Here is a 13,486-nt window from a genome sequence, read left to right on the forward strand (position 1 = left end):
ATCGCTCGCCTTCTCTTTAGCCAGACTTTTACTTGCAGCCACTGGCTATCCGTGATCCAATAAGCGCATAACAATAGCTAAAAAGAGTCTTCCTTAGTGCGCACATCTCTGGCCATTTTCCGCGACAAGCGCTTATTCAGTATATTTGTTTTTGGCATTGCCAGCGGCTTTCCCTGGGTCATGATCGGCTCAGTGCTCTCCGCCTGGCTAAAAGATGAATCGCTGTCACGCTCAGCCATTGGACTGTTTGGTGCTATTTTTGCCGTTTATTCCTTTAACTTTTTATGGGCGCCATTACTTGACCGCATCAAGCCACTGGCGCTTGGTCAACGCCGCGGCTGGATAGGGCAAATGCAGTTGCTGATCATTGGTTGCTGTGTGTGGATGTCGACCCTCGATGCCCAAAGTTCGCTGTATCAGATTGCCCTGTGCGGCTTTATTATCGCTTTGAGCTCTGCCACCCAGGATATTGCCATTGATGCCTTCAGAATAGACACCATCGCTCAACATGAGACTGACGCCATGTCGGCAGCTTCTTCGCTGGCCACAGCCGGATGGTGGACAGGCTACGGCGGGCTCGGCGCGATACCATTTTTGGTGGCCGATCTACCCGGTTGGGAATGGCAGCATATTTATTTATTGCTGGCCGCTATTATGAGCTTATGCCTGATGGCCACGCTGGTGGTAGCTAAAGAGCCAGATGTAAACCGGCAGGCTATGCTGGATGCGGCCACCGCGCGCTATCAGGCATTACTGAGCGCTGGCGATAGTCTTTTCGGTAAGATCTCAAGCTGGCTGTTAGTCAGTCTGGTAGAGCCGTTCAGGGAGTTTTTTAGCCGCAATGGCGTAAAACTCGCACTGCAGATCCTGCTGTTTGTATTTTTGTTTAAAATTGGCGAGGCGTTTCTCGGCCGGATGAGCATTGTGTTTTACAAGGAGATAGGTTTCAGCAACAGTGATATCGGCACCTACTCTAAGTTACTCAACTGGTGGGTCACCATTGTGTTTTCTATTATCGGCGGGCTGGTTAATATCCGCTACGGTATCTTCCGTGGTCTGTTTGTTGCCGGCGTTGCCATGGCGGCAAGTAACCTGATGTTCGCCTGGATGGCGGAAATTGGCCCGCATAAAGGCTGGTTTGTGGTCACCATTGTGCTGGATGGCTTTACTTCGGCATGGAGCACAGTAGCCATGGTGGCCTTTATATCCCTGTTATGTAACCGGGCTTTTTCGGCTACCCAGTATGCCCTGATGGCGTCTTTGAGTGTCGCCAGCCGTACCTTACTGGCCTCGGCCAGCGGTATTCTGGTGGATGCATTAGGCGGTAACTGGGCACTGTTTTTTGTGCTCACCGCCCTGATGGTTATCCCCAGCCTGGTCATTCTGTACCGGCTGAGGCATAACATTACGGCGATTGAAAAAGGCAATTCTGCCGGATAGTGCAGGCCGAATTATTTGGCCCGCAGGATAGCCTGATTACGGCCGTTTTCCTTGGCTTCATAGAGCGCCTGGTCGGCAAGATCCAGCCACTGCATTTCATTGTGAAAGGCCGGGGAGAATTCCGCCAGCCCCAGACTTACGGTAAACCTGATGGACTGACCATCATGGGTAACTTCAGTTGCCTCGGCCGCCTTGCGGATCCGCTCAGCCACCTGCATCGCCCCGTCACCGCTGGCATCGGCTAAGATAATGGCAAATTCCTCACCACCATAACGACCAGAAAGGTCAGTTTCCCGGGTCTGCTTTTTGATGATTTGTGCCAGAGTCTGAATCACTTTATCCCCGGCCTGATGGCCATAGTTATCGTTAACCGCCTTAAAGTGGTCAATATCAAGCATCACGGCAGTATTGGCCGACTCACGGCGTTTTGCCAGCCGATACAAACTCTGAAACCGTTCCTGCCAATAGCGGCGGTTATACAATCGGGTGAGTCCGTCCACTCGGCTCATTTCGGTAAGTTGGTTATTGAGGCCTTCGATATTCAGCCGGCTGCTGGCCTGGTCTGTTACATCGTAAACCAGCATACACATACGCTCGACGTTACCGGTCAGCGATGACAAAGGAAACAGGGTCACGTTCTGATACATGACGTCCAGTTCGGAGGTAATAGGCCGGTTACAGCCAAACTTAAACAAGTAGGGGCGCTGCTCCCAAATCAGAAACACCGGGGATTTGAGGTTAAACACAGGCTCTGCTTTTAGCATTAACCAGTCCTGCTCAATCTCCGGAAAGTGCTGGAACAGCGACTTACCCACAATCTGGCTGGGCCGCAGGTTACTGTGGTTTTCCATAAACTGGTTCCACACTTCCACCTTAAAGTCGCGATCGAGCACCACTATCCCTACTTCAACGGAGCTCAGTAAGTCATGTAACCAATGCTGGCGGCTAAGTTCTTCCATTACATCAGTGTTCACGGCATTAGTCCTCAATATCTACCAGTCGTGAATAAATACGCTCCATGGAGGTATCCGGGAACAACAACAGCAACTCAAAATGAATGCCGCGCTGTTTAATACCATAACCAATTTCTACCGCCATAATACGATTCCAGCGCTGCTTGGTGTTTGCCAGCAAACTCTCCAGCTCACGATTGCGCCCCAGAATAATCGGTGACGAGTGGCTGAAAGTAACGTTAAGCTGATCAGACAGGGCATTCAGGCAGGCACCAATAAGGATATTAGAAATATCCATCAGCGCTTCAAGCTGCGCTGGCGCGGCCGACAACTGGTCATAATTTAATAGCGTAATGATATTTTCAAAGTCAGTATCATTGAAAATGACCAGCGCTTCACCGTTGATACCGGCACTAACAAACCCTTTGGACACTGCCGAAACACTGTCATTACGGTTAACCTCGGCAAAGGCCATATGCAGTTCGTTGTTCTCAATGATATTCACATTGGGAATGGGTAAGTCGATAAACTCGCCGAGTTGGCGGGCAAGGTTTTCACCCGCCCGGCCCATGGCCACATTAACTAGCTCCCGGTAAGCATCCAGCTTTTCGCTGTCGCTGCTACCAGCGAGTGCAGTTTGCTTCTTACGCTGCTCTGAACGGGCGTCGCCGGTGTAAATGCCGTACTGCTTGAGTAAGGTGATAAGCTTTTGATTATCGATGGGCTTACGAATAAAGTCTAATGCACCCATGGCCAGCATACGGGTGCGCGCTTCAGGCTGAACGTCTCCGGATACGGTAATCACCAAACAAGGTAAGTCTTCCCGACGGATGACTTCCATGGTGGCATAACCATCCATTACCGGCATATTCAGATCAAGGAACATCACGTCGCCTTTTCCGGCGCGGATCATTTCCAGCGCTTCCTGACCGTCTTTGGCAAAATGCAACAGTACGTCCCAGCCATCGGGAATAGCCCGGGCCATCTGCTTTCTGGCGAAAGCCGAGTCGTCGCAAATCAGTACATTGGTTTTACTCATAACCCACCTTAAATGGCCACCGGCGCTTTAATGTGTGGATGCGACTGATAGTTTTCTAAAGTGAAATCATCAATGCTAAAACCAAAGATATCCCTAACCTCAGGGTTGAGCCGCATGGTCGGGCGTGCAAAGGGCTCACGACTTAACTGCAGTTCTGTTTGCTCAAGATGGTTAAGGTACAGGTGGGCATCGCCCAGCGTATGGATAAACTCACCGGGTTCGAGGCCGCACACTTGTGCCACCATCAGGGTCAGCAAGGCATAGCTGGCGATATTAAAGGGTACGCCAAGGAAGACATCACCACTGCGTTGATATAACTGGCAGGAGAGCTTTCCTTCCAGCACATAAAACTGAAACAGGGTGTGGCAAGGCGGTAACGCTTGCTTGCCGTGGGCCGCATTGTCTTTCGGTGACATCGTTGGATCAGGTAGTACTGACGGGTTCCAGGCGCTTACAATCAGACGGCGGGAATCAGGGTTGGTTTTAATTTCGTTGATCAGCGCGGTAATTTGGTCGACGGTCTCGCCATCGGCGCCAGTCCAGCTGCGCCACTGATGGCCGTAAACCGGCCCTAACTCGCCCTCATCCGTGGCCCACTCATCCCAGATCGAAACACCGTTTTCCTTGAGATAGGCGATGTTGGTTTCGCCTTTTAAGAACCACAACAATTCATGAATAATGGAGCGCAGATGGCACTTTTTGGTAGTTACCAGCGGAAAACCTTCATTAAGGTCAAAGCGCATCTGATAGCCAAATACACTTAATGTTCCGGTGCCGGTTCTGTCTTCTTTTTTTACGCCGTTATCGCGAATATGGCGCATTAATGCTAAGTACTCTTTCATGCGTCGTCTAGCTCTTTACCGTTTTGTTAGCAGGTGTTGTTGTGACACCCTTGTTTTTATAGGCATATACCATTAGTCCCAGACCACCGAGGATCATCGGGATACAGAGTAACTGTCCCTGACTCAGGCCAACCTGATACAAGCCAATATGGGCGTCAGGTTCGCGATAAAACTCAACAATAAAGCGAAACGCGCCATACCCCATCAGGAATAAGCCGCCCACCGCACCGGTTGGTCTTGGTCGCGCAGAATACAGCCAGAGAATAATAAACAGTAACACACCTTCCAGGGCAAATTCATAAAGTTGTGAAGGATGGCGTGGCTGTGGACCAGCGCCCGGGAAAATAATCGCCCAGGGTACATCTGTAGTGCGCCCCCACAGTTCAGCATTAAGAAAGTTGCCAATACGGCCTGCACCGAGGCCAATGGGCACCAGTGGCGCAATAAAGTCTGCAACCTGCAAGAAGCTGGCATTCAGACGTTTAGCCTGCCAGGCCATGGCTGCAATCACGCCCAGTAAGCCGCCATGGAACGACATGCCGCCGGTCCATATTTTAAACAGATAAGTGGGATCTTCCACAAACAATCCCCACTGGTAAAACAGCACGTAACCCAGGCGCCCACCAATAATCACACCAACAAAGCCCCAAAACAGCAGATCGCTGAGCTGGTCGCGGTTCCAGGGCGAGTTTGGTAAGCGCTTTTTAGCCAGCAGATAAGCGGCAATAAAGCCCAGCAAATACATCATGCCATACCAGCGCACGCTTAGTGGCCCGAGACTGACAATAACCGGATCGATATTGGGAAATACCAGGAAGTCTGTTTCACCCATGTACTAATTCATTCCTATAATCATGCGGATACTCACTAACACCAGTAGTCCCGCTAAAATCTTTTTAAGTAATTCTGTTGGCATATTCTGCCCTAACCGGGCGCCAAAGCCAGCAGTAAATATAGAAGTGGCCATAATGCCAAATCCTGCGGGTAAGTAAACATACCCCAGTGACCAGTCTGGTAAATCGGGTAAATTCCAGCCCGCGTGGATGAAGCTTCCGGTGCCAAATAACGCGATGACAAGACCGCTGACTGCTGCACAGCCAATTGCCTGACGAATAGGCACCTGAAACCAGACCAGTGCCGGTACCAGCAAAGCACCGCCGCCGATGCCCATCAATGCCGAGATGGTTCCTACAATGGCACCCACGGTAATTAGGATGGCTGGCGTATAAGCTTTATTCGAGGCGGTACGCTTGCCAAATACCATTTGTGCGGCAATGAGTATGACTAATCCGGCAAACACTTTGGTGAGAATATCGGCCGGCAACATGCTGGCCAGTTGAGCACCGGCGATGGCACCAACCGCAATACCGGTACCGCTTAAAACAATCACCCGGGGCACAATATTGCCCAGTGAATAATGGGCTTTGGCAGAGAAAAAACCGGTGACGATAATGGTGAACAATGAAGTGGCAATAGCCATGGGCATCGCCAGTTCATGGCTGATGCCGGCAATACCGGTCAGCAGCGCAGACAGCACCGGTACGATAATCAGGCCGCCACCAATGCCGAGCATGCCAGCCAGCGTCCCGGTGAGCATTCCCAGGGCCATACAACTGACGAAAATGAGTAGCAGAGGATCCAATCTAAGTCTCCGTAATGATTGAGGTTGCTAGCATACCATAAGTCCACCTTACAGAGGGTTAGCATAGCCCTGTAATATGATGAATTTAAGAACCGGCCCGGACTAATCCACCGAGCCCTTTCACTTCCAGATACTGATTGATGTGATTAAAGACTTCTTCGTAGCTGTCGGAAGTTAATGCACAAGACAGCAACGACTGCGCCTCACTGAGGTTTACGTTGCGCACCACCCAGTTAATCTTACGCAGGTTAAAGGCATTCATACTAAGTTTACGATACCCCATACCCATCAGCAGGATGGCGCCGCCTGGTTCACCGGCGATTTCCCCACACACAGATACGGGTACCTGATACTGGTCGGCCTGTTTGGCAATGTCATACAAAGCCGAGAGTACTGCTGGGTGGTAGCTGTTATACAAGCTGGCTACCCGTGTGTTGTTGCGGTCTACGGCAAGCAGGTACTGGGTTAAATCGTTACTGCCGACCGAGAAAAAATCGACCTTTTTAGCCAGTTGCGGTAATTGATACAACACCGAGGGAACCTCAAGCATTATACCCAGGCGCGGGCGATAAAGCCGCTCGCCTTTCAGTCGGGCTTCTTCTTCTACCTCAAAAAAGGCCTGTTCTACCAGCCGGCGCGCTTCGTTCACTTCGCCAACACTGGTAATCATCGGCAGCATAATGCTGAGATTCTGTAAGCCAATACTGGCGCGTAACATGGCACGGATTTGTACCAGGAAAATTTCCGGATGGTCGAGGGTCAGGCGAATGCCACGCCAGCCCAAAAACGGGTTTTCTTCGGTAATCGGGAAATAGGGCAACGGCTTATCCCCCCCCACATCCAGCGTGCGCATAACAATCTCGCGGTTTGGTGCGCTCATCAGGACATTCTGATACAGCTCAACCTGCTCACTTTCAGATGGAAAACGCTCACGCATCATAAACGGAATTTCCGTACGATAGAGCCCTATTCCGACTTTGCCGGAGTGCACGGCAGTTTCAACCTCTGCGGATAACCCGGCGTTAACCTGCAAACTAATGTGGCAGCCGTCCTCACTTTCGCAGGGCTTGTCGGCTTCTTTGTCGATGCGCTCTGAGAGGAGTTTTTCTTCCTCTATCAGTTGACTGAACTCAGCCTTGATAGCCTTTTCAGGCGACACAATGACTTCACCGGCATAGCCGTCGAGGAGAATGTCTTTTTTCTCAAGCAGGGTTGGCGAAACATTCTGACAGCCCATGACCGCCGGTACGCCCATGGCTCTGGCCAGAATAGCAGCGTGGGAGTTATTGGAGCCACGAATGGAAATAATCCCGGCCAGAAACGCCTTGGGGAATTCGGCAAGCATTGGCGCAGAGACTTCTTCGGCCACCAGAATGCTAGCCTCGCTGGGCCGATCGCTGACCGCTTCGGTCTTGCCACTGATCACCTGCAGAATATTAACCAGGATCCGATTGGATAAATCCACAATATCGATAGCCCGTTCCTGCATGTACGGGTCTTCCATCGCCTCAAACCGGGCTGCATAGGCTTCCACCACCAGCTTTAATGATGAAGCGGCATCCCAGCCTTCGCGGATTTTTGCTTCAACTTCCCGCCCCAGACTATTGGCGTCGAGTAATTGATGATAAAGCTGAAAAATTGCCCGCACATCATCAGGTACCTGGCCTTCCAGCCGTTGCGACAGCGCTTCGACCTGGGTGCGGGTAACCTCTACGCCTTTGCGGTAATAATCAATTTCCTGCTGGGTATTATCCGACTGTTTTACAATCCAGGTAGCCAGCGTGTAAGCCGCATGAGGCGAATACCCCACGCCCATGGCCAGACCCGGTGAACCCGGCACGCCGCGAACATTCTTTTGCATGTGGCCAGCGTAAATACCGGCAATCGGGTTCAGTGCGCCACGGGTTTCAGCGTGGGATATTTCCAGCGCTATTTGCGCCGCCAGCGTCACCAGAAAGGCTTCTTCATCTTCACTGAATTTACGCTTGGCGCTTTGCTGCATGGTGATAACACCCAGCACTTTACGCTGATGGATAATCGGAGTGCCAAGAAAGGCGTGATAGCTTTCTTCTTTAACTTCCGGGTAATGTTTAAAGCGAGGGTGGTTGGGCGCATCCTGAATATTGAGCGGCTCTTCACGCTGCCCTACCAAGCCGATTAAACCTTCAGAAAAACCTATTTTAACCAGCTCCACAGCGTCAGGCGCGAGGCCGTCGGTGGCTTTAAGAACAAAAGCCTGAGAGTTGTAGTCGGCCAGGTAAATGGAGCAGGAGTCGACGCCCATGGTTTGCTTAACGCGTTCAGCCAGGCGAAACAATGCATCGGTCAACCGGGGAATTTGGTTGACCTCCTGAACAATACTTTTAAGTACCGTTAGAATGCTGTTTTTTCGACCCGCTTCTGCCGCCAAGAGTGACCCTACCCTTATCCGCGTCGTTTGCGACGATGCTGCTTTGAATGATGATGCTGGTGTCGCGGCTGCGAGGTGATCACCGTTCCGGCAAATTCTTTCATTACACGGCGGTAGACATCGCGCTTAAAGGACACCACATTTCTCACCGGGTACCAGTAACTCACCCAGCGCCAGTCATCAAATTCCGGATGACCGGATTTCAGTACATCTACGTCTTTGTCCTGGCAATCCAGTTGCAACAAAAACCATTTTTGTTTTTGTCCTATACAAACCGGATTACTGCCTTGCCTTATTAACCGTTTGGGCAGTTTGTATCGCACCCAATTTCGTGTCACACTCAGAATGCTTACGTCTTTCGGGGTAAGTCCTACTTCTTCATGTAACTCACGATACATTGCCTGCTCTACAGTTTCCCCTTCATCTATTCCGCCTTGGGGAAACTGCCATGAATGTTGGCCATAACGTCTTGCCCAAAATACCTGACCTATTTTGTTGCAAATCACTATGCCCACATTCGCACGGAATCCATCGGTATCTATCACTCAGACTCCCGGGCACTTTATAATGTTCTGTGATAGCATTCTTTCACAAACCTTTGTGCATGCAAAGTATTTATGACATTTGTTTAACGTAATGGTTTTTTAAGGGATAGAAGGTTTGCAAATACCAACCTGTGCACCCGCTGACTTATCAGAACTGGAAAGCCGCGCCCAGGCGATTGCCGGATTCACACTTGGCGAGCTGGCAGGCATGGCCGGTATTGCTATTCCACGGGACTTTAAACGCCACAAAGGCTGGACAGGTCAGTTGATTGAAACCTGGTTAGGCGCCACCGCCGGCTCTAAGCCACAACAGGATTTCCCGGAGCTCGGGGTGGAACTCAAAACCCTGCCAATTAATCAGTTCGGCCAGCCGCTGGAAACCACTTACGTGTGTTATGCCCCCTTACTGCTGCCACCGTTAATCACCTGGCAAACCTGTAATGTCAAAAACAAGCTGCAATGTGTTCTGTGGGTACCGGTTGAGGGCGAGCGGCAGATACCGGTAGCCAGGCGGCGCATTGCTACGCCTTTTCTGTGGCAACCCAACGAAGCACAAAACGCCCTGTTGCAACAAGACTGGGAAGAACTCACCGAGATGATCGCCCTTGGCCAGGTTGAGTCAGTGACGGCACGGCATGGCGAAGTCATGCAGCTTCGACCTAAAGCAGCCAGTGGCCAGGTGTTAACCGATGCCCTGGATGCCGAGGGTAATAAAATTCAAACCCGGCCGCGAGGCTTTTATCTGCGTAAACAGTTCACCAGTCTAATCCTGCAAACCCATTTTCAGCAATAATTATCGTTTCCCGGTGTTGCCTTTGACCTGAATCAAGCGATAGCGTTAACGGCTTTGCATATAAATAAAGACTTATATACAGTCGGGACTCAGAATTTGGCTGGCCCGGAGAATAACCATGGCTTTATTAATCAGCGAAGAATGTATTAACTGTGACTTGTGTCCGGCGGAGTGTCCAAACGAAGCCATTAGCATGGGTGACGAGATTTATCAGATCGATACTGCACGTTGTACTGAGTGTGTGGGCCACTACGACGAACCACGTTGTGTGGATGTTTGCCCGGTTGAATGTATTGAACAGGATCCGGCAAATAAAGAAACCCTTGATCAGCTCGCCGAAAAATACGCCGCCATGTATGCATAACGTCCACGGCCGCTAACCCTTAGCGGCGGCTTTCGAGGTATTTTAAAAAGCTGCGACTGGCAGTGCCATTCGCTCCCAGCTTCAGGCGCTTGGTAACACTGCCGAGTTTGGTGTCAGACCCCATTAATACCTGCTTGGCATACTTCATTCGATACTGGTAGATAAACCCACGGAAATGGGTTTTCTTACCCGCCAGTAACGCCAGACAAATATCACTGGCAGACATGCCTGCCCGTTCTGCGAACATCGCCAGGGTCAGGCCGATTTCTTTATAAGCTTTTTGACTGATCACCGCGGCTTCTGCGCGTTTTAATACCGCCTGAGCAGTGCTCTGCGACATTTTCGGCGCTGCACTCATAGCGTCGTGGTCGAAGGGCGACGGTGACGGCCGGTGAGCACGGCTCAACTGTGCCAGCAATACCAGCGTAGTGAGCGCCAGCCCTAAATGAAACCAGGTCAACCAGAATGTCAGCGGTAAGAAACCAAACGCAACCGCGGCAACAATAATCGCCAGGCAGAAAGCCATGCCTACCGCAAACCCACTGGCGCCGCTGAGCCCTTTGATGTGATACATTTCGGTATCCACTACCTGCAAGGGTAACTCGTGGTGGTATTGTTGTAGTTGCTCAATCAGCACAATACTGATGTACAAAAATAAAAAGGCAGCAATCAGGCAAGTTAAATACACAGCCCAGTAACTGAGTGGCTCTCCAAGCGGCGCAAATCCAGGCCATTGTTGCCAGTCACTGCCATGCAACCAGCCCTGAATAACCACTAGCACCAACATTCCAGGCCCTATCGTATAAAACGGCCACATTATCCGTTTTGGCTTACGCCACAGCATCGCCAGCAAGTTACGATAAATTCCGGCCAACAATACCGGCATTGCAGCCACAGCCGCCGCTGCCAACCAGGGTGATGCGCCGCCAACAAGCTGCCATAATTCACTGCTAAGCAGCAGCGGCCAGCTCAGCATGGCCAGCCAGAACCCCTTATAGCCTTTCGCTGCAACCTTATTCCTGCTGACTTTAAGCAGCAGACACAGCCACAGGACAGTTAGCGCACCTGCGCTCCAGAGTGGGATCATATGTTGAGTGGACATGGTGTTTTTGTTCCGCGGTGATCAGTTACCAGTACACTTCGCCGGTCATGGCGACCTGACGACTTCTTTCCATCACATTGAGCAGCCCGTGAGTTTTCTCGTGGACCCATTCCAGCAACTCCTGTTGCTCGGCCAGCTCGGCATCAAAAATTGATTTTTTCAATAATAACAGGGCATTGAGTTCATCGATACCGATTAAAATATCCAACCATGGCGCCCGGAAGTGGCCCCGGCTGTCTTCAAACATATCGGCCAGTAAAAAGCCGTTAAATAAGGTCTGGCGCAACAGCATTTCTACCGACGTATAGTTGGAAGCGTACATGCGGCGCTGGATGGGCATGGTTTGCAGAATAGTTTGCCAGCCTTGCGACAGCCAGCCTTTGGCATGCTCCATCAGCGGCATATCATAACCTTTTACCTCGGCTCGCCAGGGTTTGCTTTGCAGCATCTCAGCGATAGCCAGCTTAAGCTTTGAGGGCGCAGACTGAAAAAGCCGGCTCGCAGGATCATGAGCCTGCACCAAACCGGCCTGCCGCCCCTGCAAGTAGCTGATCAGAGCCGGATAGCGTGACAGCTTTTTATTAAACAAACTCTTCTTAGACAACAACAAACGTAAACTCTGCAGATCGTCCTGCCACAGCCAGTTATCGGCATAACTGAGCAGTTGCTTATGCAGTGTCAGCATGGCCGGGCATTGTAAAACGGGTAAATACAGCGACACCGTCTGTAACAGCATTCGCACTGCCCGGGTAACCTCAGTAAGCATTTTGGTAGCGCCGGTTTCAAAGTACAGATGCTCATGTTTTTGCCAATGCACTAATCCACATTCCAGCGCCCGGCAAAAAGCGGCTTCGGTAGAAATATTGTCTTTCAGCGGCAGGAAGTCCGGTAGCGGCGTCACTTTATGAGAAACACCGTGCAGTAACTGGTACCCCTGGGCCGCTTTGGAGGTATCACTTAATCTCGCCGGTAGCGCATCCACCAGCCGGTTTGCCAGCTCGAACATGCGGCTCAGTTCGCCGCTTTTTAACTCAAGCTCGATTTCGCGGATCGGTGCTTCCTGCTGTTGCGCAGCAACTTTGCCGTTATCGAAAACCAGCTCAATTTCAGCATCGGGATAGCTGATATCAAAGATAGTTCGGTTAAAATGTGTGCCGAACTGCTTTTCTAACTGCTCGTTTAGCGTTTGTGCCTGATGACCTTGTGGCCATGGCACATCATTAAACAGGGTCAGGTCGGGTTCCGGACTATCCAAATCAACGTTAAATTCCAACCGCTGATGCAAGCCGCCACTTACCTGTCCGGTGGTTTTTACCGTTTGCTCGTAGCGACCATCGGCACCGCGCACACGCATGCCGATTTTATTTTGCTGAAACAAATGTTCGGTGGTGTCGTAATAATCATTGAGCAGATCAATCTGCCCTTTCTCCTCAATGGAGACATCCTGCGACGTTAAGGCGGTGAAGAGATTGTTTTTAAGTGCGGGCAACGGATCTTCGCGCAGCACAAATTTGATTTCGGTTTCCGACATGGAACAGTCGTACTCATAAGCAGTTGCGAGATAGTCCGGCTACATTACCTGCCGACGGGTCATTTAGCAATAGGCGCCACGCCGCAGACCACCAGCAATAACAATGTATGTCGGGAAGCACTTGCCTTTCAGGGTATCAGCCCCTAACATCAGAGCATTATTTTATGATGTAGAGACACTCATGCGCTTGCTACCTTTTCTTTTCGGCCTGGTTTTTATGAGCCTGCCAGCCGCGGCTCAGCAATCTTCAGATAATTTAACGGCCGATAGCGATCACTATATTGCCGATAACCTTATTGTATACATGCATTCAGGACCGGGACGTAATTACCGGATCCTGGGTTCTATTGAAGCCGGATTGCCGGTAACCGTGCTGCAAACCAACAGTGAAAATGACTTTTCTCAAATCAGCGATGCCGACGGTCGTGAGGGTTGGGTGGAAAATCAGTATCTTATCAACACCATTTCCCGCCGGGCACAATTGCCGCAACTGAGTCAGCGTCTCGCCGACAGCGAACAGCAGCTTAACCGGGTTCAGTCGCGCAACGCCGAACTGAGCCAGGAGCTGGCGCAGGTAAAACAGCAAAATGCTCAGCTTGAAGCGGCGCTGAATGAATCACAGCAATCTGTTTCGTCGCTGGAAGCGCAAATCAGCGATCAGGATACTCAGGAACGTTACAGGATGTTCAGTTATGGCGGTATTGTTGCAGGTGCTGGTGTTTTACTGGGTATTATAGTGACCTTTATTCCCAAGCGTCGTCGCCGGAACGACTCTTGGATGTAGTGGCTTTTGCGAACAGAAAGGGCGCTTTAATAAGCGCCCTT

General features: G+C 50.9%; 13 protein-coding genes. 4 read left to right on the plus strand and 9 right to left on the minus strand.

Features of this window, described 5'->3' with window-relative positions:
- The first annotated feature begins 96 nt into the window (after window positions 1-96).
- Window positions 97-1,440, plus strand: coding sequence for an AmpG family muropeptide MFS transporter (locus tag AC566Q_RS21380; protein WP_499610600.1), 1,344 nt, complete (start codon window positions 97-99; stop codon window positions 1,438-1,440).
- Between the two features lie 11 nt (window positions 1,441-1,451).
- Here the strand turns inward: AC566Q_RS21380 and AC566Q_RS21385 are convergent, their stop codons facing one another.
- The 7 genes from AC566Q_RS21385 to rppH form a co-directional block, all read right to left on the minus strand.
- A complete protein-coding gene (locus AC566Q_RS21385; RefSeq protein ID WP_499617581.1) occupies window positions 1,452-2,399 on the minus strand; it encodes a GGDEF domain-containing protein in 948 nt (315 codons plus the stop codon).
- Between the two features lie 19 nt (window positions 2,400-2,418).
- The gene (locus tag AC566Q_RS21390) at window positions 2,419-3,432 is read right to left on the minus strand and encodes a response regulator (RefSeq protein ID WP_105935733.1); all 1,014 of its coding nucleotides are present in this window, start codon (window positions 3,430-3,432) and stop codon (window positions 2,419-2,421) included.
- 8 nt (window positions 3,433-3,440) lie between these two features.
- Window positions 3,441-4,274 carry a thymidylate synthase gene (locus AC566Q_RS21395; protein ID WP_105935732.1) on the minus strand — a complete coding sequence of 278 codons (834 nt, stop codon included), beginning with the start codon at window positions 4,272-4,274 and terminating at the stop codon, window positions 3,441-3,443.
- A gap of 7 nt (window positions 4,275-4,281) precedes the next feature.
- Window positions 4,282-5,106, minus strand: coding sequence for a prolipoprotein diacylglyceryl transferase (lgt, locus tag AC566Q_RS21400; RefSeq protein WP_499610604.1), 825 nt, complete (start codon window positions 5,104-5,106; stop codon window positions 4,282-4,284).
- Between the two features lie 3 nt (window positions 5,107-5,109).
- The gene (locus AC566Q_RS21405; RefSeq protein WP_105935730.1) at window positions 5,110-5,916 is read right to left on the minus strand and encodes a sulfite exporter TauE/SafE family protein; all 807 of its coding nucleotides are present in this window, start codon (window positions 5,914-5,916) and stop codon (window positions 5,110-5,112) included.
- A gap of 85 nt (window positions 5,917-6,001) precedes the next feature.
- Window positions 6,002-8,296 (minus strand): phosphoenolpyruvate--protein phosphotransferase, encoded by a 2,295-nt coding sequence (ptsP, locus tag AC566Q_RS21410; RefSeq protein WP_499617583.1) that lies wholly within the window; start codon window positions 8,294-8,296, stop codon window positions 6,002-6,004.
- Between the two features lie 44 nt (window positions 8,297-8,340).
- Window positions 8,341-8,871, minus strand: coding sequence for an RNA pyrophosphohydrolase (rppH, locus tag AC566Q_RS21415; protein ID WP_105935729.1), 531 nt, complete (start codon window positions 8,869-8,871; stop codon window positions 8,341-8,343).
- Window positions 8,872-8,986: 115 nt separating this feature from the next.
- Here rppH and mutH point away from each other — a divergent pair, with 115 nt between their 5' ends.
- The gene (mutH, locus tag AC566Q_RS21420; RefSeq protein WP_499610612.1) at window positions 8,987-9,664 is read left to right on the plus strand and encodes a DNA mismatch repair endonuclease MutH; all 678 of its coding nucleotides are present in this window, start codon (window positions 8,987-8,989) and stop codon (window positions 9,662-9,664) included.
- 118 nt (window positions 9,665-9,782) lie between these two features.
- Window positions 9,783-10,028 (plus strand): YfhL family 4Fe-4S dicluster ferredoxin, encoded by a 246-nt coding sequence (locus AC566Q_RS21425; protein ID WP_105935727.1) that lies wholly within the window; start codon window positions 9,783-9,785, stop codon window positions 10,026-10,028.
- 19 nt (window positions 10,029-10,047) lie between these two features.
- On the opposite strand, the gene AC566Q_RS21430 is transcribed toward AC566Q_RS21425, so the two are convergent.
- The gene (locus AC566Q_RS21430; protein ID WP_499610617.1) at window positions 10,048-11,130 is read right to left on the minus strand and encodes a helix-turn-helix domain-containing protein; all 1,083 of its coding nucleotides are present in this window, start codon (window positions 11,128-11,130) and stop codon (window positions 10,048-10,050) included.
- Window positions 11,131-11,155: 25 nt separating this feature from the next.
- Complete coding sequence (locus AC566Q_RS21435) at window positions 11,156-12,661, minus strand: CYTH domain-containing protein (protein WP_499610622.1); 1,506 nt, start codon at window positions 12,659-12,661, stop codon at window positions 11,156-11,158.
- A 217-nt stretch (window positions 12,662-12,878) separates the two neighbouring features.
- Here AC566Q_RS21435 and AC566Q_RS21440 point away from each other — a divergent pair, with 217 nt between their 5' ends.
- Complete coding sequence (locus tag AC566Q_RS21440; RefSeq protein ID WP_499610625.1) at window positions 12,879-13,445, plus strand: TIGR04211 family SH3 domain-containing protein; 567 nt, start codon at window positions 12,879-12,881, stop codon at window positions 13,443-13,445.
- The last annotated feature ends 41 nt before the right edge of the window (window positions 13,446-13,486 follow it).

Source organism: Alteromonas sp. H02 (assembly GCF_059682525.1).